Here is a 20799-nt window from a genome sequence, read left to right as displayed (position 1 = left end):
TTGATTTAGTTAGTTGCTGTATTAGTACATTGTATTGTCGTTGGCAGAAGTCTTTGGTATTTGTTGTATAGCATCCCAATGCTCGCATATCTTTACTTGCTTATCGAACCGAAAAAAGTCCATAGTTACATATTCCTCCTTGCGGCCAGATCTGATGGGTATGCAAGACCACAAAATCAACTTCTGCAATACACCTCACAAAATCAATCGATTTATCAGGGTATTCCGCTTGCATACGTTCAAAATAATCGATGAATCCCTGGAGTCCATCTGCTACATCGGGATTGTGTTGAATATAGGCGTCACCAACATATAAGTCTAAAGCCTGTTTAGGATTACCTTGATAAGCCATTTTGTAGAAGGCAATAGCATTTGCTTTATTAGACTCTAAATTCATATAAGGAATTAATGATGATTTTAAAGTTATTAATTTTTAAATAACTAAGAATGAATTATTTTGGGGTAATATTATTTAATCAACTATCTATGAATTCTGTTTTAAAATTATCATTAACCCCAAAACTTTTATTAAGTCTAACCCTTATTGTATCCTTATCGTTTACGGCTGTTGCACAATCCAAAGAGAAGGTTGAGCGCCTGAAGGTAGATTCTCAAGAAGCTAAGGCTGAATTTTTGAAAGCTGATTGGAAAATGGAAAAGCACTTTGCTGAGGCCTATGGGTATGTTATTTTCCCTAATGTTGGAAAAGGAGCTGTAGGAATTGGAGGTGCGTCTGGTAATGGTGTTGCTTACCAAGGTGGGGCTGCTATTGGGATGGCAAAGTTGACTCAAGTGAGCATTGGATTCCAATGGGGAGGGCAAGCTTATCGTGAAATTATCTTCTTCCAAAACAAGGAGGCAATGAACCGCTTTAAAGAAAACAATGTTGAGCTATCGGCTCAAGCTTCGGCGGTGGCTGCCACAGCTGGAGCGTCGGCAGATGTTGATTATTCAGACGGAGTTTTAATTTTCACCATGCAGAAAGGTGGGCTTATGTATGAGGCTTCCGTAGGTGGGCAAAAATTTAAGTTCGACGCTTTTTAAATTAGTTTTTCTGTCTTAGTTCAGATTGTCGTATTGGCATCCCGTCTATAATTGCGAATAACTCGTCACGTTTAATACTTTGGTTTTGGCGCAGTTTAATGCCTCCATCAAGGCCAATGAGCAGAATGCTAAACTCCTTCTCACTTAACGTAAGCCCTTCAATGCCTATTGGGTCTGATGTATTGGTGGTTACGTTAGAATTTAGGACAGTATAGTTGTGATTGGTAAGTTTTAAGACTAATATTTTACGCTCTTTAAAGTCCTGATCTAAAGAACCAAGAAGTTCTAGTTGCTCAGTTTCCTTTTCTAAATTATTTAAAGGATTTGAAATAACTAAAAGGCGATTATGCCATTGGTAACCCGATAGCTTTTGAGCTATGTTTAGGGACGGGATAATTACAATTAGGACGATTAATAGGTTTTTGATCATGCCCTAGTACTGTTTTTGATCCCCGTCAGCAGGTATCCAGCATTTCTCAATTAGCCCATTAGAAATTAGGTGTTCTTTTAACCCCTTGCGGGTGGTAGGGCAGTGGTTGACCGCCTCCAGATGGTTGCAAATAACTTGATGAGGTGCGTCTTCAATAAACCGCGTAATATCTTCAATTGTCATTAACAAGGGCTTAAAAATATCCAACTGAGCAGACCCACAGGCCACCACACTAATGTCAGGTTGTTTCTTTAGCAGGACATTCTGTACATCCTCCGTATAAATTGAGTCCGAACTCAAATAAACGGATTGTTCATTAGGTAGCTTCAAATAATATCCCATGACATTCCCCATTGGTTTGGCTACATAGCCATAGCCATGACGCGCAGGGATGCCTTCAATGCTACCGCCTAGAAAATCATGAGTCTTGTAGTATTCAATACTATTGTCAATTTGAAGTCCTTTTTTATTTAAGTCCTCCTTGTCAAGATGACTGCAGGTTACGGGTATATTATTTTCTCTTAAAAAGTCCAGTGCCGCCATATCCAAATGATCGGCATGTTGATGGGTTATCAAACAATGGGTAGTTCTATTAATAAGATTCATAGCTCCATCCGGTAAAGGAACAATAGGGTTTTTCTTCGGCTTGAACCTAATAAAGGAAAAGGGTGGGGCAGCGGTGCTCACATCTCCTATCATGGGGTCAATAAGCAACACATGATCATTGGATTCAATGATCATGGTCGCATTTCTAATATGATGGATAGTCATAGTGACTTTTATTTCTGGTAAACAACCTCCCCGTTAAAAATCGTCATAACCACTTCGGTATTCAGAATTTGGTCTTCTGGAACCGTCATTAAGTCCTGATTGTAAATAGTAAAATCGGCCAATTTTCCTTCTTTGATGGATCCTTTTATATCTTCTTCAAAAGCCCCAAAGGCTGCATCCAGCGTATACGATCTCAGCGCCTGCTCACGAGTCATCTTTTCAGCAGGTTCGTAACCGCCTTCTGGCTGACCTTTTAATGTTTTTCTACTCACACTAGCGTAAAAACTTGGAATGGGATTAATAGGTTCAACAGGTACATCGGTACCGTTGACTATAGGTACTCCACTCTTAAGAAGGGTTTGCCACATATAGGCCCCTTCCTTAATCCGTTTTTCGCCCAAACGGTTAATGGCCCATGGTCTGTCTGAGGACATATGAATGGCCTGCATGGCAGGAATTACATTTAATTCTGCAAAGCGAGGAATATCGGCTGGATGCAAATGTTGGGCATGTTCAATTCTAAAACGGTGGTTTTTAGCTTTCTCAGGGTTTCTATTGAACGCAAACTGATAGCGGTTTAAGATCTCTCTGTTGGCTCGATCACCTATGGCGTGCGAACATACCTGAAAGCCATTTTCAAGGCCGCTGACGGCTATTTCTTTTACAAATTCCATAGGTAAGGTTTCATGACCAAAATGATCAGGTCTATCGGTATAAGGTTGTATCAACCATGCTCCTCTGGAACCTAAGGCTCCATCACAATTTAGTTTTACAGATCTAATGGTAAATCGATGATCAGGATCCACCATGATACCGCGTTCGTACCATTCGTTAAGCAGGTCCTTATCCCATCCGGTGAGCATGGCATAGATCCTTACATCCATTTTACCCTTAGCTTGCATGGATTTGTATAACTCAATGGTTTCTCTTGGGATCCCAGCATCATGAAAGCTGGTAATACCGTTTTTATGACAGGCGGCAATGGCTAAATCAAAGGCATGCTTATCGGTTTCCGGGGTGCTTTCGGGAATGTGCTGGGTGATCATGGTCATGGCGCGCTCGTTAAAGACTCCGGTAGGGCGACCCATCGCATCGGTTAAGATTTCACCACCTTCAACTAGGTCAGACGGAGTTATACCCTCTCTGGCATAAACGTCTAATCCAGCAATCTCCATGGCTTTAGCATTGGCAAAGCCTGCGTGGCCACTGGCGTGTCGTAAGTACACAGGATTATCTGGTGATACTTCACTCAGGAGGTGGTGGGTTTGGAAGCCATTCACCATTTCTTCAGGGAGGCTATCCCACTTACTTTGGTGCCAGCCTCTTCCAGTTATCCATTGGCCAGGTTCGGCAGTGGCTACGCGTTCAGCAACAGCGTCAATGATTTCCTGATAGCTGGTAGTGTTTAAAAGGTCCAGATTTAATTCGTTGTACCCAAGGCCCATAAAGTGCCCATGGCCCTCAACTAGACCTGGTGTCATGGTTTTTCCTTCCAGGTTGATGTCAACGGTAGCTTCTGTTCTATAAGATTCTATAGTAGCTAGATCTCCAGCAAAAAGGATAGCTCCATCTTTAACGGCCACGGCCTCTACCGTAGCATTATTGTTTTCAACGGTGTAAATAGTGCCGCCATGGATGATCATGGAAGCGGTTTCCGATTTAGAAGAGTTGCAGCTGATAAAGTTTAGACTAAGCACAAGACTTAATCCAAGCACGTAATTTCTTTTTTTCATTGGTGGTTTCGGTTTTGATTCTAAAGATACTGATAATCTCAGCTTTGGTGAAGAGGTGTTGGTAAAAACAAAAGCCACAATTGATTCAATTGTGGCTAATGGACATAAGGTCAATTAAATAGCTAGGTCTTTTTTAAACCTTTCTATTCATTACTTAGCTCATCCGTTTTCCAGGGTTCCCAGGTAAACAAATTGGCAAACTTTGTAATTAGTTGGTCGCCACCAATAAATATAATGGCTAATACAAACACCACATCTCCAATTACAAAATAATACCATTCCCATTTCGTTTCTTCTAGCAATTGTTCAATAGCTGGTATGTAGTAGGGCAGCGTAAGACTGATAAGCCAGATCACCATTAGAATAAGGGCCAAATTGTATTGTGAGTTAGTGGCGTAGTACTTGCCTTCTGGTAAGCCTAGGAGGCGTTTGATCCGGTTTTTAACAATGATAATACCTTCTTTACCAGCAAGGGCCGCCCCCAAAACGAGAAAAATCTCCGGGCCACCTATTAGAAAAAATGCTACCAGTGTTGTGGTCATAGTAGCAGAGAAGCCGAACACTGGTATGATGAGTCCAATAAGTGGGCAAATAAACCCCAGAACAATAAAGAACAGACCGATTTTAGTTTTCATAAAAATTAGTCTAATTCAGTTTATCTTTAAAATCCACTAGTTTCTGACTCACCTTTCTCAGTTTCAAGGACACCATGATATGACCAATCCCCGCAATGACCAGAGCAATGCCAGTCCAGGTAACGATGGTCATGCCTCCAAAGAGTGGGTTAATAATGATGCACCAGGCGAAAATCCCTAAGAGAAGGCCAAACACAAAATAATAGCCCCAATTCATGACCTTATAGGACTTTAGCTCAAAAGAGAAGCCTACTAAAGCAAAGGCTCTAAAGAGCAACCAGAAGCCTACGTATAGCGGTAAAATAGCCGCGGTTAGACCTATATTACTGAAGAGTACCAAACCAATAATGACCTCCATGATGGCCAATGCTAGTTGCCAGCCCCAACCCTCGATTTCGTTTCTATTGGCATAGGCGAACCAGAGTTGGAAGATTCCTGAAACTAAAATACTCACAGCAAAAAACATGGACAAGGTAAGGTAAGCTGATACAGGATTATTAAAAACATAAATGCCCAATAGAATAAATAAAATTCCTAAAAGGGTAAACACCCACCAATTTTTAATAGCTGCTGAAATTTCTTTAATTGTTGATTTTAATTGACTCATTTTAAATGATTTAGTTAGTTTTATTTGTTATTTTAATTCAATATGATTTGATCAAGTCTTAGTCATCTTTTATGGTTATTAATACTATGATGTGATCCAAACTCTGGCATCTTCAGCTTGTCTTGTAGCAAACGCTTTCATTTCCAATCCAGGGGTCATAAAATCTCCTATTTTGGCATAGGTGTCTATCCAACCAGCATCGGAGACCACAGCAAATTTTCCCATCCTCCCTATGGCCTTTAAATCAATTTTAAGCCCCTCAACAAAAGTTTGAAAGGAATCGAAGCCAGGAAAAGAATCCAAGAGCATCAGCAGATTTACTTTGGAACCTTCTTCAACATTGCTCACAATCTCATAAATGGCCGACATAGCTCCAAGATTTACGGATTGTTCTGCAATATGAATTTCATAAGCGTTCTCTGAGATTTTTTTAATAGGAATGTTAGACAAGTAGTCCTCTGCAGCCACAGTTTCGTCTTCTTCAGTTGCTGCTTGCAACCAATTAATTGCTTCATCAAAAGCATCATGATCAAAAGACTTCACTTCAATGCCTGGAGTAAAGAAATTACCAATAGGCACCCAATTGCCAATCCATTTCTTATTGGTAAGTACCGCATATTTTTCAATAACGCTTAGAGAATTCATTTTTATTTTAGTCAAATCTCCAATGGAACCCCAGCTGTCCGGAAAGGGCACATCGTCTATAATTCCCAAAAGTTTGATCTTTTCTCCATTGTCTTTAAATTCCTGAAAGGCCAAATTCATTTGCCGGGTGTCTTCCTCAGAGATAGTTCCTGTAGCATGAAATTGGTAGATATTAGTACCTTCTATTTTCTTGAGTTCCATAGTTCGTTTATAAGGTACCTAAAGATAAGAATTGCAGATTAATAAGGTACGATTCTATTTTATGTCTTTGTTAAGAGGTCGTTCTTAGTCTGTTGATTTTGAGTGAGCAGCCAGAACAAAATAGGCGGAAGGCTCATGTTTAGGTATGAGAAATTGAAGTTGAAATTCATAATGGCATTGTACCAACCCAGATCATAAGTTCGGTACAAAAGTGCCACTAAAGGAAAAGTAAACAATATAAGAGCCGACATAAAGAGACGGGTCCTATAAGTTGAATAATACCTTGGAATCAACAAAACCAATGGTAAGAGCATGTATAAGAACAAAGGTGCTTTATTAGTTTGACGGCCCAAGGGGTTGAAAACTACAAGAGTTTCCCAATCTGGAACGGCCAATAGGGTGGGAAGACAGATCAACAATCCGCTTATTAAACTGGAGGCCATGATTTTAAGTTTGGCCTTGGTTGTGCTCTTCCAAAAGGCCACGAAGAATAAGATACTTAAAGGGATTAGTGTGACTCCTCGTGTTAAGAGAAAGAAAGCTGTGAGCGCCCCTAATAACCAGGGGCGTCTTAACTCCTGCGAAGAATTTTTAAGCATCCAATAATCGATAAACAGAAAGCAGAGAAGGAGGTTGCTTAGAAAGTCGCTCTTCACCGCAATTTCCCAGAGTACAGCAGGAGAGCTGATAAAAAGCAATATAAGTATGGCAGCATGCCAACTGTTTCTAGCGCGCCTATACGCATACGTTGCTACTAATAAAAAGGTGGCCACTTGCAGATAGCCCACATCACCTAAAAGATAAAATGGCAATGCTAAAAAGGCCAAACCCGGAAGATTGGAACTCACCCCACCGATATGATCAATGCGTGTATAGGGGTATAAGCCTTGAGTGAGACATTCTACCGAAATCTCCAGAGCCGACCAACGGTCGACATTAATGCTTAGGCTGTCTGTAGAATGGATATAAACTGTCATGGCAAGCGCAATAATGCTAACAACTGCGATATAGGCCCATTTAGGAATCACTATTAAAAATCGTGATGACGCTTTAAGCTTAGCAATACTAAAGAATAGGAAGGCGCTAAACACCGCATAGCCTGCTAACAACCATGCTGTTGGAATAAAACTTTGCCTTGGTCCGTATTTTAAAATAAAGAGAGAGTTGACAAGGATCCAAATCCCCAATAGTATGGATAATTTTAAATATGAATTTTTAGGAAAATAGATGGTGCAGGTTTTTAATTAAATGCTAGTGGCGATTAATCGTTTGGTATAGGCAAACCATGTTGCCTTAAAAAAAAAGGCGATCCCAATAGCCTCTTTGGATCTTTATCTTTCCGTTAACCACCTTAAAAAAGCCACAGCCGCGCAGCCCTAGAGGATCTTTCCATTCCAAAATAACCCAGTCTCCATCTTCGTATATTGACTCTATAAGACAGACCATTTTAGCTTGCTGAAATTCGTCTTTAAACATTTGTTTGATGGCATCTCGTCCTTCAATGGGGTCTTGATTAACCTGATGGTTGATGGCATCCTCATGGTACATTTGAGAGAGTACATGTGCATCTCCTGAGTTGAATACAGCTACCCAATTCTCAATAAAGTTCTTGAGACTCATTTAGCTAATATAAATTAGGGGTTATTCAGTTTTATTGAGATTAATCAGTGCTGAGGTCTAATTCATTCTGAATTTGTTCAAGTACTATTTGAGCTTTTTCCAATTCATCCTCTCTTACAACGATCTCCTGAATGCCTTGGCTTAAGGACCCATAACCGGCCAGGCGCTGCGATTCGCCTTCGTCCTTAATGATAGGGGAGATCCCCACACTTTCCAGTTCTATTTTAATGCGATTAACTATAATAGAACTACCACTGAATATTTGAATATAATTGAAGTCAGACATATGTTGATGATTTAATTTGTAGCAATAAGTTACGAAAAATCATCCAATTAATTCCTCAGAAGATTAGGCGTTAAAATATTTGCTATTCCAAATAGCGGTATTAAAGTTTTTACCAGCAGCAAAGCCATAGTAAATGGTTACGGCTGCCACAGATTTAAACATGAAAAAGAAGATCATCCAGAATTCTGCAGCTCCCATGTTATTGGTAAATAGCCCATTTGGTACCAATAAAGTTGCCGCAAAGCTCACGAGTAATATAAGGAACACCAAATTTTCAAAATTTTTGAAAGGCAGCATTAATAACCTACGGAAGGGATTTAAGTCGTTTCCCCATTTATGGATTAGGTAATAGTATCCGTTGCCAAGGGGTGCAAATAATAAGGGGTCATCTGCATTTTCTAACTTGAACAATTTGCTTGGGGCAATAATTTTAAAGCCCTTTAAACTGGTCTCATGGTCTTTTTCTAACTGCTTGATTTTTGAAATGGCTTCATAGGGTAGTTCCCCCTTAAAATATTTACTGTCTAAAAAGCGTAGACGATAATTAATGCAAATTTCCTTGATTTGATCCAGGTGGTAAATATTTCCAGTTTGTAACAGATCAATATTAAAATCATTTGAAATCGCTGAACTACCATTGTTTAAAGTTTCAAGTACCTGGATATCTTTTTGATCGTCCCTGGAAATTATTGCCTTCACCTGATCCAATAAATCTTCTTCAGTAAGTTGCTTTGCTCTCAGCCGATAAAGCTGATCCTCAATATTGGTTCTCTTAAACATCATAGCGCCTTTTTTTGACTAAATTAATAAGGAAAAAATGCTTTCGCAAGTGTTAAGGGTACTGGTTTTTAATTGTTTAACAAATCATCTGTTTAAGCATCTTTGGTCTAATAAAGCTTAAACAAAAAATGCAAGTCATAGCTTTAATGCATGACACGAATTTGTATTATAGCCATGGTCTATTTTAAAATAAATAGATTGTATCTCTCAATCATAAAATCGCAGGAACAATCTTCGTAAATTTATACCTCTCTTTAAGTCGATATTAAAATCATATAACAACATGGATAATAAAGGAAATTATAACATTAATGCAGATGCGAGTCAATGCCCATTTTTAAGTGGTACTCAGAAAAAATCTGCTGGTGGAGGAACTCAAAACAGAGATTGGTGGCCTAACGAATTAAAATTGAATATTCTACGTCAGCATGATCCAAAGAATGATCCATTACAGGATTTTGACTACACTGAAGCTTTTAACAGTATTGATTATGATGCGCTTAAAGCAGACCTGACCAACCTTATGACGGACTCACAAGACTGGTGGCCTGCTGATTATGGTCACTATGGAGGCTTAATGATACGTATGGCGTGGCATAGTGCAGGTACTTATCGTGTTGGTGATGGTAGAGGTGGAGCTGGCACTGGTACGCATAGATTTGCACCTTTAAATAGCTGGCCAGATAATGGAAATCTTGACAAAGCACGACTGTTGTTATGGCCTATTAAAAAGAAATACGGTAAGAAGATCTCTTGGGCGGATTTGATGATTTTAGCAGGAAATGTTGCTCTAGAATCTATGGGTTTTCCAACATTTGGATTTGCTGGTGGGCGTGAAGATGTTTACGAGCCTGAGCAGGATATCTACTGGGGATCTGAAACGGGTTGGTTGGATAATGACGATAGATACGACACTAGTGATGGAGATTTAGAAGGGCATTTAGGCGCTGTTCATATGGGGCTTATCTATGTTAATCCAGAGGGACCTAATGGTGAACCCGATCCTTTAAAATCGGCACATGATATTAAAATCACTTTTGGTCGTATGGCAATGAATGATGAAGAAACTGTGGCTTTAGTAGCAGGTGGTCATACCTTTGGTAAGGCACACGGAGCTGCCGACGCTGATAAATATGTTGGTACCGAACCACATGGTGCGCCAATTGAGCAAATGAGCTTAGGATGGAAGAACTCATATAAGTCAGGAGTTTTACAAGATGCTATTACCAGTGGTATCGAAGGAGCTTGGACACCAAATCCAACGCGATGGGATGCTGATTATTTTGATGTGTTGTTAAACTACGATTGGGAACTAACTAAGAGTCCTGCTGGTGCTCACCAGTGGACTCCAACAGCAGAATCTCATGCGAGAATGGCTCCTGCTGCCGACGGGAATGGGCAACAAGCCTTAATGATGACCACTGCCGATATGGCCTTAAAAATGGACCCAACTTATAAAGAAATATCAGAGCGTTTCCACAAGGATCACAAAGCGTTTGAGGATGCTTTTGCCAGAGCTTGGTTTAAATTAACGCACAGAGACATGGGTCCTAAAGACCGTTATCTTGGTCCTGAGGTACCTAAGGAAGAGTTGATTTGGCAAGATCCAATTCCAAAAGTCTCGTATTCCTTAACTGATTCTGATATTGAACAGTTAAAGAAAATGGTATTGGCGTCCGGATTGAGTATTTCAGAATTGGTGTCTACTGCCTGGGCTTCTGCCTCGACTTTTAGAGGATCGGACATGCGTGGTGGTGCCAACGGAGGACGCATTCGTTTAGAGCCACAACGCAGTTGGGAAGTGAATAATCCTGAGCAGCTCAACAAGGTATTAGGTGTTTTAGAAGGGATTCAAAATGAGTTTAGTGGTGAGATTTCTATGGCAGATTTAATTGTTTTAGCAGGAAACGCGGCTGTTGAAGAAGCGGCAAGACTGGCTGGTCAGGACATAACAGTACCATTTACCCAAGGACGAGGCGATGCCACTCAGGAGCAAACAGACTTGGAGTCATTTGGGTATTTAGAACCATTGGCAGATGGATTTAGAAACTACATGAATTCCAAATTAGACGTAGCTGATGAGGACCTATTAGTTGATAAGGCTAATCTAATGACCTTGTCGATTCCTGAAATGACCGTTCTTGTTGGTGGACTTAGAGTATTAGGAGCTAATTATGACGGCTCTGACCATGGGGTTTTCACAGATAATGTTGGGCATTTAACTAATGACTTCTTTACCAATATTTTAGATTTCACCTATACCTGGGAAGCTACATCTGAGGATGATACCCTTTTTGAAGGTAGAGACCGTCGCACTGGAAATGTTGTATTTACAGGTACAAGAGCGGATTTAATTTTTGGATCCAACACAGAACTTCGTGCACTGTGCGAAGTTTATGCTGCCGATGATGCTAAGGACGCATTTGTAAATGACTTTGCTAAAGCATGGGCGAAGGTTATGAATTTAGATCGCTATGATATATAATGGTTGTTAGGTTTAATTAATACACCTTAAAAAGAGGGATGCTTCCTGTAAGCATTCCTCTTTTAAATTTTTAAAACATATGGAACAGACAGAACAACTTTTTGGAGCTATTGCATCGAACAATCAGGATCAATTAGAATCCTTATTGGCTACAAATGCGTTATTAGTAGATGCGGTTGATCAGCGTGGATTTACTCCACTTATCTTCGCTACCTACTTCGGAAATGAGGGAGCTACGCGAAGTTTAATCGCTCATAATGCTAATGTAGATGGCAAGGATGGCACTGGAAATACGGCACTTATTGGCGTGAGTTTTAAGGGAGATGTGAGTCTTGCCAAAATCCTGGTTGAAGCTGGTGCAGATATTAATGCAGTGAATAACAAGGGTACAAGTGCTTTAAGCTTTGCTGCTCAGTACAATCAAATTGAGGTGGTACGTTTTTTATTGTCAGCTGGTGCTGATAGGAGTTTAAAGGATAGTGAGGGTAAGATGGCTAAGGATCATGCCACAGCAAAAGGTTATAAAGAGCTCGCTGAACTTCTCAGTTAAAAAGCTTTCTATTGAATAAAAAAGGCCAGGACTTTTAAATCCTGGCCTTTTATTTTAGTTTGTTTCCATCATTGGGATTTCCAAGGCTAACTTAGCATCAACCATGGCTTGTATTTTACTTTCGGCTTGAAAGAACTTAGCGGCTTTGCCTGCCGGAAGGATTTTCTTGAATTGCTTGTAGTAGTTTTTCTTCAGTTTTAATAAATCACTTTCGTACTTAAAGTAATCCATAATCAATTCGTCAGCTTTTTCATTGCTCAAGTTTTCATAATTATCAGCATAAGATTTGATAATTTCGATGCGTTTATTTCCGAGAGCATACAACTTACCTTCATACTCGTTATATAGATTCCAAAAGGGTTGACTTTCAGTCTCAGAAAGTTCCATTACCTCTGCAATGGCCGCTTTCTTTTCAGTCTTTATAACATCTCTGGTTATTTCCAGATAGTCATTGGTAGTTTGAGCTGATAGAAAGGACACTAAAAAAAGTGCCACAATTAATGATACGTGTTTCATGGTTAATTAATTTATTGCGTATTAGACAAGAAAGGTATTAATTAAAACTACGAGAACAATACGGATTAGAATCTTTTTCCCAGTATTAGCCTAAATTGCTCGGTAGATAAATTGAAATTGTAGGGGTTTAATTCGATACTTCTCCAATTTACGGAGCCTGTAATATTAATGAAGAAGTATTTATGCTCGTAACCCAGCGCAGCTCTTACTTGAAGCTGAGCAGCCGCTTGATTTTTATTAACCCTTTCATCACTTAAGGTTTCGTATGTTGTGTTTTGAAATCCAAATCCTGGAAGAAGCGCTATGCCTGCGAGAATTTTTTTTCTAATGATTAAATTATAAGCATAGCCTAGGGATATACCAGTGGCAATATTGCTAAACTTTTTCACATTGACATTTACCTTTATGGAGTCCGGATATTCTTCTGGAATAAATCCATTGTCTGTACTTGATTCATCCAGATTACCAAATATACCCGCTAGGAAACTCCCTGAACTTTTGTTTTGAATCTCATCTTTAACAAAGGCAGCGCGATATGAGTATTTTTTAGAATTGAAAATATAAAACCCGACGAGTCCAACAGACCATACCTCCATGCTCGGCAATTGGGGCCTTGTGTCCTGATTCCAGTCTAAAAAATCCTCTGGATTGGAATTGTAATAGCCTTTGTAATGTTGAAGAAAGGCTTCACCGCCAATGGTTTTACCATATATACTTCCCTGAATATCGAGCCTCCTGGTTTTACCGAATTTGCGTTGACTTTCTGAGTTTCTAGGCAGTCCTACAGCTATTCCTAGCCCTAAACGTTTATAATTGAATCCCAGTCCCAAATTGGTGCCACCATTAGGTAGATGTTGGATTACGTCATCTGTTCTTAAATTTTCGATTTCAAGAGAATTTAATTTGGTGACCGTATAAATTCTTGCTAGAAACTTATCGGAAAGATCAATTATGGGTTGGTCATCTTGGCCCATTGACGGAGTTTCTTGTATGACCATCAACAGGAAAATGATTAGTTTTAAATAGTTTAGAATCCCTTTCATGACCCTATATTATTGATGATACATTTGAATGATAACTATGGACTAAGTTATCGATTAGCTATGATTCTCAATTGTCTTCTGGATGTTGCACCACGCCTTCATAAACTACGTCACAATTGGCACCTACAATGGTTTTACCTAAATTAATAACAGAGCCAAGAAGTGTTTTAAGTAGCTTAATTTTACCTACTTGAAGGCTGTCAGTTTTGCCATGAAAACTTTGTTCCATGAGGCTACAGCCTTTTTTATCGACCACATGAATAGAGAAATTGGGGATACTATCTTTTTCAATGTCAAAACTACCATCAAAAGCCACCCGATTGTTGGTGGTGCTAAAGGCGACATCTTTGGTTTGAAGCAAACCATTGTTTAGTTCCCAGTTGGCTACAGCTTTAGGTATAAATGAGGATTGTTTTTCATCGAGGTCTGCGGAAATAGCTAGATTAGTAAAGTCGGCTCCCTTAGTTATAATTGGGCCCACCGGACCTGCAAGTATAACGGCACTAACATCAATTAAATTAAAGTTTTGACTGCGTTTGTATTTGGCCAGGATTTTATCGAGATCAATCCCCGTGAGCAATAAGGAATCGCTGGACATATTTATGGCACCTTCAACGCTAGACGATAATTCGTCCATTGTATTGCCTTTAGCTTTTAAATCAAGAAACACACTGATGTCTCCATTCACTAAAACCCTGGCATCATAATTATCCATCAGCGGTTTGGTAGCAATACTATCAATTTCGTAATGAAGTTGGTATTCTGGAATGGAATCAGCATAATCAACTTTAAAATACCCAACGCTTTGTTCATTGGTGCCATTGACAGAATAGAACTGGGTATCTATATAATCATCTTCTCCATAAAAGGTTAAATGAACACTGGTGTTATTTATAATTTCTGAATCAACTTTAGGGACACGCACACTGCCGCTAATGGTTTTTATGCCGTTGACAGCATTTGTTTTTGGATCTCTTGAAAAAAACAAACTGTCTAAGGACATGCTCAAATTTTCTGAGACGAAAGGACTTCTATTGGGGGCTTTATAAACGAGTGTTTTAGATTCTAACTTGCAATTAGTCATATTAAATGGTACGTATTCCATATAGACATCAGCATCAAAACCACCATTGACTAATATAAGTTCTTCTACAGGTTTATTTCTGGTATTATTGAGTTCAGACTCGCTGAGAGCATTAATCATCTCCACTATGTAATTATGAGGAAAATCATTCATCTCATGGTGGGTGTGAATTTCCATGCCACCGAAAGAATCTAATAGGTTGACTTGACCATTCATGACCATTTCACCAACTTTGAGTGATCCAATAACATTGTATAAATCAAGGTCCATACCTTCTGCAGAAATATTCTTCAATCTGAATTTTCCTGTGAAGTTTTTAATATCCGGTAATTCGTCCAGTTTAAATGATAGCTCTTTAAACTCAACATCAATAGGCGGGGTAGAACCCCCTGAGGATTTTTTAAGGTCCATAGAAGCCTCCATTAAAAACCTAAAATCACTAATACGATCTTGAATAATAGCCGATGCCCATTTGTTTTGCACAATGTCTTTGGTGAAGTATTGACTGGAAGTCACTTCTAATTCTGTTGTTATTACTGCTTCCTGGTTAAATAAGAGATGGTATAAATTAGTTAATTGACCGTTTATGGTGATATTGCTATCGTCATAACCTAGCTCTAAGTTATCTATTACCACTTGTCCAGATATGCTTGAAATAAGCCCATTTAAGTCATGCAGATACCGATCAGCAGTTTTATTATTAAAGGCAACATCAGATAGGTTTAGGGTCCATGATGTGGATGCTTTGTCTGTTTGATCATCAAAAGGAAATAGTCCGTCGATTTTTGAGGTAAATGCAACAGCACCGGATAGAGAATCAATCGCCGGAACATTAAACACTTTGTCTAATTGATCAAGTTTTATACTAAAGGACAGATCGCTATTTATGTATGGGTTATTAAAGTTTTTGATTGCGAGATTACCGCTTAATTGTCCACCTGGAGTCGTCCCTCTAAGCTCTTTAATTTCTAAGCTTGCGTTCTTGTAATCTTTTCCTTCTTTGTTATTAAATCTTCCGTGGAAACCTACATTGTTAAATGCTTCCGGACTGTTTGGGATTTGTAAATTGAGGTTATCAACACTGAAGTTGATATTGACACTTGGTTTGTTATTGAGAATCTTCCCTTTAATAGCACCACTTAGGTCAATGTCTCCTTCCTGAATTAAGGTGCTGTTTTTATCTAAATAGTTCTTGTTTATGACCAGGGCTAAAAGGGCTAGATCATTGGAGTTGGCATCAAATTGTAAATCTAAATAGCGTTGAGAATTATGATCGTAAGACCCCTGAATATCTATTCCAATCTTATCAAAAATCAATTGTCCTTTTTTAATTTTCACCAATTTGTAGTTGTCAGATAATTCAAGATCTAAGTCAAGATCGGCTTGTCCGAGGTTTTTAAAAATTGGATTCTTTGAACTCTCAACAATATCAAATCTAGATTTAATGTCGCAAGTAATATCATCTCCTTCAATTTTTAAATTGCCAGTTAATTGATCAACCTGAATGGTGCTTTTTAGATTTTCTGAAGGTTTGGAATAGTTTAGTTGAACGTTCTGTATGTAAATATTCTTAATGTCGTAACTAATTCCACTAGTACTGTCTGATTCCTCGGAGAAATTAACAAAGGCCGCTGAATTGACAGTGGCAGCGAATGAATTAGACTTATGGTCTTTTAGGTTTAGTACACTTTCGTTAGAAGCCACATCATTGGAAAATGCACGGTCTAAATTGGTGCTACCATCAGCATAGGTGATAACCGAAAACTTTCCATTAGAAGCGCTTATGGCGTTTATCGCTAATTCATTAGACACTAAAAGTTTCCAAGAGTTGAAAACCAGGTCTATTTCTTGCATTGCCAATATTGGACTGTTATCATTTAAGTCTGTTAGATCTTTAGTCTCATAATACTTTACTTCGTTAATAACTACACCAACATTAGGAAAATGCCTAAAAACCGATAAGTCTATAGACTCAACTGTAACGGTACCGTATTGAAAATCGTCCAAATATTCATAGACCTTTTGGGTTAGGTAGGACTCAATGTCCTTATAAAATATAGCGGTCACAATAGCGCACAAGCCAGCGATTATTGCGGTTATTATCAGTACTTTTTTAGCAATGGCCTCTAGTTTCCTTTTCAAGGTCTACAGCGTATTTAGTATTTCTCTAGTTTTAAAGATAGGTAATAGCAAATGAATTAGTAGAAATAAAAAAATGCCCTTTGGGCATTTTTTTTAAACTGTTTTTAAGATCACCATTTGAAGGGTTTAAACCCAACACCAAATTCAACCCAATCTGCTGCAAACCCGTTTTTGGTTTTTAAGCCAACTTGAGCGAAAAAGCGTTTGGTCACCTGATATTGTATGGCAGGTCTGAAGAAAGTGGTTCCTTTACCACGGTCGTCGGTTAAATAAGCTCCCATTTGGACTCTGATATTAAATCGCCAGAACATAAAGTCATAACCAGCATGTGCAGCGATCATGTAGGTGTCGTATCCAATTAGGTTGCCTTCAGCATCTTTCTCAGCCCCCAAGGATGCATCATAGAAGTAATCTAAACCAAGAGTTAAACCACTCATACGATTAAAATAACGTCTATAGTCCACTACAAAAGAAAGTGTGCCGTATCTAACATTGGTTCCTACGTCTCCCTCATTTTGAACCACACCAGCGGCACCATAAAAGTCAACCGAATTTTTGAAATCAAACTTTCCTGTTTTAGGTCTTTCAGGTCTATTAAATCGGGCTGATACAACATTCGTGGTATAAAAGTCATTATCCACTTGACGTTGATACCCATTCCAATTATATCGAATCCCAGCATTTAGTCCAAATAAGTTCAATCCATAGTTAGGTTGCCAAGTACGGCCATTGCTGTAATGGGTAAAATCAATCCCATAGGTGAGGTCTAACTCTCTCGTAAATTTATAGGCACCCCCAAAATGAACGTTGAAGTACACGGCCATACGTGATCCAATAGCATCGTTTGTGGGGTTGGTTTGAGGATCATAAGGCTTTAAATGATAGGTTAAACCTAAAGCAGGACTTAACTCAAGTACATTGCGCCTCCATGGCTTACTTAAATAGAAATTAGCAAAACCATACAAGGCAGTAGGGTCACCAAAGATTTGAGGATCCCCAACAAAGGCATTATAGAAACCAATCCCATATGCAGCGTATCCCGTGTCTCTGGTCCAATCATTCTCTTTTGAAGGTTGCCAGGCAAAACGGATATCGAAAGCACCATATCCCCAGGAAACTTCTTCAGTTAATGACTGACCAGAATACAAATGTCCACCAGTCATTGCTTTAACCGCAATAAATTTATAGCTACCATTGTCGTCCTGTGCCATCAAACTTGAAAAGAGGCAACAACATAAAATTGCAAGAAAGGTATTTCGTAAAGTCATAGTGGGTTTAGATTAATTAGTATTTAGGTTAATCGTTGAATCGAATATACGAATTATTGCTCTCGTTGGAGACTTAGAATTTCAGATAATCATAAAAAAAGAGATTGACCTGACCAGATGGTTTTAGGCTATATTTTAGCTGCTTTGGTTTCTTTAAGCATTTTAATTTTGATTTTAAACGCTGCAAACAGAAGCGTCATAAAGGGGCTTATAATGCTAAAAAAAGCATATGGTATGTAAGCTGTAGCGCCAGCATATCCAAAAAGTACTTTAGAATGGTACGCACCGCAGGTATTCCAGGGGATTAAAACAGAGGTTACTGTTCCGGAATCCTCAAGTGTTCTACTTAAATTTTCTGGAGCCAAGCCTCTGTCCTCATAAGCTTGTTTAAACATTTTTCCAGGAACCACAAGAGCTAGATATTGATCTGAAGCTGTAAGATTTAGAGCAAGACAACTGGCCACAGTACTTGCAAATAATCCAAAAATGGAGTGGGCCATTTTCAGTAATGCATCCGTAATTCTTGATAATGCTCCAATGGCATCCATTACACCACCAAAGACCATGGCACATACAATTAACCAAATAGTACCTAACATACCAGCCATACCACCTGAACTGAACAAATCATTTAGCTCTTCATTAGAGGTGGTTACGGAGGTGTCAACGGTTAATGCGTTCATAACACCTTTATAACCAGATTGGAACGTAAGTTCATTTGAATCTGCCACAGCAGCTACAATGCCAGGTTGAGCTATAAGGGCTGCTAAACCACCCATTAGCGCACCTAACAATAAGGCAATTAAGGGAGGTGTCTTTCTAATAATCATTACAATTACCAAAACAGGTACTAAGAATAACCAGGGGCTAATATTGAAGGCACCCGAAATAGCTTCGAGCTTATCGTTTATCTGAGGTGTTCCTTGAGTGTCGAGACTGAAGCCCAGTATAGTAAAAATGATTAATGTTAAGACTATTGTTGGCACGGTTGTATAACTCATGTATTTGATGTGACTAAATAACTCACCACCAGCCATGGCAGGCGCTAGGTTTGTTGTGTCAGATAAAGGAGACATTTTATCACCAAAATAGGCACCAGATAAAACAGCACCCGCAGTCATACCCATTGAAATCCCTAAGGTTTCTCCAATACCAACCAGAGCAATACCAACGGTTGCTGAGGTGGTCCAGCTGCTTCCAGTAGCAATGGAAATAATGGCACAAATAATAACGCATGCCGATAGAAAAATGGTGGGATTAAGAATTTGTAATCCGTAATAAATCATGGTGGGAATAATACCGCTAATGAGCCAGGTTCCGGCTAGTGCACCAACCATTAAAAGAATAAGTAAGGCACCTGTAGTGGATCGAACATTCTCCGCTACTTCCTTAATCATGACTTTGTAGGAGACTTTGTTACGGAACCCTACGATGGCCGCTACGGAGGCACCAATTAATAAGATGAACTGGTTACTACCACTAAGCGCATCATCTTTAAACACATAGATATTATAAGCTAATAAGGCGACTAGGGCCACTACTGGGATTAAGGCTTCCCAGATTTTTAGTTCTTTATTACTTATAATTGTTTGATCCTCAACACTTAGTTTTTCTAGGTTGTTTTCCTCAGGCATATCTTGAAATTTCAAGAAGTAATGTTACAACATTGCCATGCCAATTGCAAATGAGTAGAGCAATTCAGGGTATCACAATTAAGTGCATTATTAGACAGCTTCAGGCTCTAATATTTCCAAGTGCTCCATACATTCCTTCATTTTAAAGAAAGTACGCTCAATATCCGCATCGAGTCCAATTGAAAATCGTATTAACCCATCAGATAATCCCATTTCCTCTTGCTCATCTTCTGGAATTTCCGAAGAGGTGGAAGATCCTGGTGCACTGAAGAGTGTTTTATAAAACCCTAGGCTTACGGCAAGGTAACCGAGATTTTCCTCTTGCATAAGTTCCATGAGTTCGTTCGCTTTTTCTAATGATCCAACATCAATGGTTAGCATACCACCGAAGCCATAGTCTCGATGCATCATGGATTTAAAGAGATTATGAGATGGATGAGACTCTAATCCTGGATAAACCGTTTTTAATCCTAGAGCTTCAAATTGTTGTGCCAGGTAAAAAGCGTTAAAACTATGCTGTTGCATGCGTACATGCAGAGTTCTTAAATTTTTAAGAACAGATGCTGAACGAAGGCTGTCCATTGTTGAACCGAGTAACATGGCTGCCCCGTCGTTAACATTTCTCAGTTGATCAATTAATTCCTGAGATCCGCAAACAACCCCTCCAACAGTGTCTGACGCTCCGTTAATGAATTTTGTTAGACTATGAATAACCACATCGGCACCAAGCTTGTGTGGTGCAATAGACAGCGGCGAAAAGGTATTGTCTACAACCAGTTGTATTTTATATTTCTTAGCCAATTTGGCCAAGGCGGCAATATCAGCTACTTCCAGAAGAGGATTACTAACAGATTCGCAGAAAATAACTTTGGTGTGTTCTGTTATGGCTGCTTCAACACGATCTAATTTTGTAATATCAATAAACGAAGTTGAGATGCCCATTCTAGGGGTGAAGTTCTTCAGAAAGGCATACGTGCCCCCATAAATGGTTCTGCTGCTCACCACATGATCACTGTTACCACATAATTGCAGGAGAACTGCAGTAATGGCTCCCATTCCAGAGGCCGTTACAGTTGCAGTTTCAGTGCCTTCCATAGCCGCAAGAGCCTGGCCTAAATACAAATTTGAAGGGGAGGAGTGACGTGAATATAAGTAACATCCATCGGCATTGCCTTCAAAAGTATCAAACATGGTTTTCGCTGACAGAAAGGTATAGGTTGAAGAATCAGAAATGGATGGGTTGACTCCACCAAATTCACCAAAGTACTGTAAATCCTGAATGTTGTTTGCGGGTTTAAATGCCATAACTATAATTTTATTTTGGC

Annotated in this window: 19 protein-coding genes and 1 pseudogene; 3 read left to right on the top strand and 17 right to left on the bottom strand. The window is 39.2% G+C overall.

From position 1 onward, the window contains the following. Positions 1 to 21: 21 nt before the first annotated feature. A pseudogene (locus DN064_RS07335) lies at positions 22 to 397 on the bottom strand (nuclear transport factor 2 family protein). An 89-nt stretch (positions 398 to 486) separates the two neighbouring features. Here DN064_RS07335 and DN064_RS07330 point away from each other — a divergent pair. After that, complete coding sequence (locus DN064_RS07330; protein WP_115462073.1) at positions 487 to 1044, top strand: lipid-binding SYLF domain-containing protein; 558 nt, start codon at positions 487 to 489, stop codon at positions 1042 to 1044. Position 1045: 1 nt separating this feature from the next. Here DN064_RS07330 and DN064_RS07325 read toward each other — a convergent pair whose 3' ends face one another. The 10 genes from DN064_RS07325 to DN064_RS07280 all read right to left on the bottom strand — a co-directional run bounded on the left by DN064_RS07325 (position 1046) and on the right by DN064_RS07280 (position 8755). Beyond that, entirely contained in the window at positions 1046 to 1474 is a 429-nt protein-coding gene (locus DN064_RS07325; protein ID WP_115461981.1) for a DUF4174 domain-containing protein, read from the bottom strand. A gap of 3 nt (positions 1475 to 1477) precedes the next feature. Beyond that, a complete protein-coding gene (locus DN064_RS07320; protein ID WP_115461980.1) occupies positions 1478 to 2245 on the bottom strand; it encodes an MBL fold metallo-hydrolase in 768 nt (255 codons plus the stop codon). 8 nt (positions 2246 to 2253) lie between these two features. Further along, positions 2254 to 3978 (bottom strand): amidohydrolase, encoded by a 1725-nt coding sequence (locus tag DN064_RS07315; RefSeq protein ID WP_115462072.1) that lies wholly within the window; start codon positions 3976 to 3978, stop codon positions 2254 to 2256. A 143-nt stretch (positions 3979 to 4121) separates the two neighbouring features. Continuing rightward, positions 4122 to 4613 (bottom strand): hypothetical protein, encoded by a 492-nt coding sequence (locus DN064_RS07310; protein WP_115461979.1) that lies wholly within the window; start codon positions 4611 to 4613, stop codon positions 4122 to 4124. 10 nt (positions 4614 to 4623) lie between these two features. Continuing rightward, positions 4624 to 5220 (bottom strand): HdeD family acid-resistance protein, encoded by a 597-nt coding sequence (locus tag DN064_RS07305; protein ID WP_115461978.1) that lies wholly within the window; start codon positions 5218 to 5220, stop codon positions 4624 to 4626. Between the two features lie 84 nt (positions 5221 to 5304). Next, positions 5305 to 6066 carry a SpoIIAA family protein gene (locus tag DN064_RS07300; RefSeq protein ID WP_115461977.1) on the bottom strand — a complete coding sequence of 254 codons (762 nt, stop codon included), beginning with the start codon at positions 6064 to 6066 and terminating at the stop codon, positions 5305 to 5307. Positions 6067 to 6125: 59 nt separating this feature from the next. Next, positions 6126 to 7253: a hypothetical protein gene (locus DN064_RS07295; RefSeq protein WP_115461976.1), complete on the bottom strand. Its 1128-nt coding sequence runs from the start codon at positions 7251 to 7253 to the stop codon at positions 6126 to 6128. A 106-nt stretch (positions 7254 to 7359) separates the two neighbouring features. Beyond that, the gene (locus tag DN064_RS07290) at positions 7360 to 7686 is read right to left on the bottom strand and encodes a nuclear transport factor 2 family protein (protein WP_232827432.1); all 327 of its coding nucleotides are present in this window, start codon (positions 7684 to 7686) and stop codon (positions 7360 to 7362) included. A 40-nt stretch (positions 7687 to 7726) separates the two neighbouring features. Continuing rightward, positions 7727 to 7972, bottom strand: coding sequence for a putative signal transducing protein (locus DN064_RS07285; RefSeq protein ID WP_115461975.1), 246 nt, complete (start codon positions 7970 to 7972; stop codon positions 7727 to 7729). A gap of 63 nt (positions 7973 to 8035) precedes the next feature. Continuing rightward, positions 8036 to 8755, bottom strand: coding sequence for a hypothetical protein (locus DN064_RS07280; protein ID WP_115461974.1), 720 nt, complete (start codon positions 8753 to 8755; stop codon positions 8036 to 8038). 280 nt (positions 8756 to 9035) lie between these two features. Between DN064_RS07280 and katG the strand changes: the two genes are divergently transcribed. Together katG and DN064_RS07270 are read left to right on the top strand one after the other, a co-directional pair. Then, positions 9036 to 11237: a catalase/peroxidase HPI gene (katG, locus tag DN064_RS07275; RefSeq protein ID WP_115461973.1), complete on the top strand. Its 2202-nt coding sequence runs from the start codon at positions 9036 to 9038 to the stop codon at positions 11235 to 11237. Between the two features lie 79 nt (positions 11238 to 11316). Then, positions 11317 to 11787: an ankyrin repeat domain-containing protein gene (locus DN064_RS07270; protein WP_115461972.1), complete on the top strand. Its 471-nt coding sequence runs from the start codon at positions 11317 to 11319 to the stop codon at positions 11785 to 11787. Positions 11788 to 11841: 54 nt separating this feature from the next. Here the strand turns inward: DN064_RS07270 and DN064_RS07265 are convergent, their stop codons facing one another. The 6 genes from DN064_RS07265 to DN064_RS07240 form a co-directional block, all read right to left on the bottom strand. After that, a complete protein-coding gene (locus tag DN064_RS07265) occupies positions 11842 to 12303 on the bottom strand; it encodes a hypothetical protein (RefSeq protein ID WP_115461971.1) in 462 nt (153 codons plus the stop codon). A gap of 65 nt (positions 12304 to 12368) precedes the next feature. Further along, positions 12369 to 13346, bottom strand: a complete 978-nt coding sequence (locus tag DN064_RS07260) for a DUF4421 family protein (RefSeq protein WP_115461970.1) — start codon at positions 13344 to 13346, stop codon at positions 12369 to 12371. 67 nt (positions 13347 to 13413) lie between these two features. Beyond that, a complete protein-coding gene (locus DN064_RS07255) occupies positions 13414 to 16572 on the bottom strand; it encodes an AsmA family protein (RefSeq protein WP_115461969.1) in 3159 nt (1052 codons plus the stop codon). A 110-nt stretch (positions 16573 to 16682) separates the two neighbouring features. Continuing rightward, the gene (locus DN064_RS07250; RefSeq protein WP_115461968.1) at positions 16683 to 17840 is read right to left on the bottom strand and encodes an acyloxyacyl hydrolase; all 1158 of its coding nucleotides are present in this window, start codon (positions 17838 to 17840) and stop codon (positions 16683 to 16685) included. A gap of 128 nt (positions 17841 to 17968) precedes the next feature. After that, positions 17969 to 19474, bottom strand: a complete 1506-nt coding sequence (gene nhaC / locus DN064_RS07245) for a Na+/H+ antiporter NhaC (RefSeq protein WP_115462071.1) — start codon at positions 19472 to 19474, stop codon at positions 17969 to 17971. A 90-nt stretch (positions 19475 to 19564) separates the two neighbouring features. Continuing rightward, positions 19565 to 20779, bottom strand: coding sequence for an aminotransferase class I/II-fold pyridoxal phosphate-dependent enzyme (locus DN064_RS07240; protein WP_115461967.1), 1215 nt, complete (start codon positions 20777 to 20779; stop codon positions 19565 to 19567). Between the last annotated feature and the right edge of the window lie 20 nt (positions 20780 to 20799).

Origin of the sequence: Winogradskyella aurantiaca, from assembly GCF_003362725.1 — a bacterium.
Taxonomy (GTDB): domain Bacteria; phylum Bacteroidota; class Bacteroidia; order Flavobacteriales; family Flavobacteriaceae; genus Winogradskyella_A; species Winogradskyella_A aurantiaca.
The sequence above is the reverse complement of the archived record's forward strand: the minus strand, read 5'-3'. Positions and strand labels throughout refer to the sequence as shown.

Bases quoted from the DNA above. Each gene is read 5' to 3' on its own strand.
- DN064_RS07330 (WP_115462073.1), top strand. From the start codon at position 487: ATGAATTCTGTTTTAAAATTATCATTAACCCCAAAACTTTTATTAAGT.
- DN064_RS07325 (WP_115461981.1), bottom strand. From the start codon at position 1,474: ATGATCAAAAACCTATTAATCGTCCTAATTGTAATTATCCCGTCCCTA.
- DN064_RS07320 (WP_115461980.1), bottom strand. From the start codon at position 2,245: ATGACTATCCATCATATTAGAAATGCGACCATGATCATTGAATCCAAT.
- DN064_RS07315 (WP_115462072.1), bottom strand. From the start codon at position 3,978: ATGAAAAAAAGAAATTACGTGCTTGGATTAAGTCTTGTGCTTAGTCTA.
- DN064_RS07310 (WP_115461979.1), bottom strand. From the start codon at position 4,613: ATGAAAACTAAAATCGGTCTGTTCTTTATTGTTCTGGGGTTTATTTGC.
- DN064_RS07305 (WP_115461978.1), bottom strand. From the start codon at position 5,220: ATGAGTCAATTAAAATCAACAATTAAAGAAATTTCAGCAGCTATTAAA.
- DN064_RS07300 (WP_115461977.1), bottom strand. From the start codon at position 6,066: ATGGAACTCAAGAAAATAGAAGGTACTAATATCTACCAATTTCATGCT.
- DN064_RS07290 (WP_232827432.1), bottom strand. From the start codon at position 7,686: ATGAGTCTCAAGAACTTTATTGAGAATTGGGTAGCTGTATTCAACTCA.
- DN064_RS07285 (WP_115461975.1), bottom strand. From the start codon at position 7,972: ATGTCTGACTTCAATTATATTCAAATATTCAGTGGTAGTTCTATTATA.
- DN064_RS07280 (WP_115461974.1), bottom strand. From the start codon at position 8,755: ATGATGTTTAAGAGAACCAATATTGAGGATCAGCTTTATCGGCTGAGA.
- katG (WP_115461973.1), top strand. From the start codon at position 9,036: ATGGATAATAAAGGAAATTATAACATTAATGCAGATGCGAGTCAATGC.
- DN064_RS07270 (WP_115461972.1), top strand. From the start codon at position 11,317: ATGGAACAGACAGAACAACTTTTTGGAGCTATTGCATCGAACAATCAG.
- DN064_RS07265 (WP_115461971.1), bottom strand. From the start codon at position 12,303: ATGAAACACGTATCATTAATTGTGGCACTTTTTTTAGTGTCCTTTCTA.
- DN064_RS07260 (WP_115461970.1), bottom strand. From the start codon at position 13,346: ATGAAAGGGATTCTAAACTATTTAAAACTAATCATTTTCCTGTTGATG.
- DN064_RS07250 (WP_115461968.1), bottom strand. From the start codon at position 17,840: ATGACTTTACGAAATACCTTTCTTGCAATTTTATGTTGTTGCCTCTTT.
- nhaC (WP_115462071.1), bottom strand. From the start codon at position 19,474: ATGCCTGAGGAAAACAACCTAGAAAAACTAAGTGTTGAGGATCAAACA.
- DN064_RS07240 (WP_115461967.1), bottom strand. From the start codon at position 20,779: ATGGCATTTAAACCCGCAAACAACATTCAGGATTTACAGTACTTTGGT.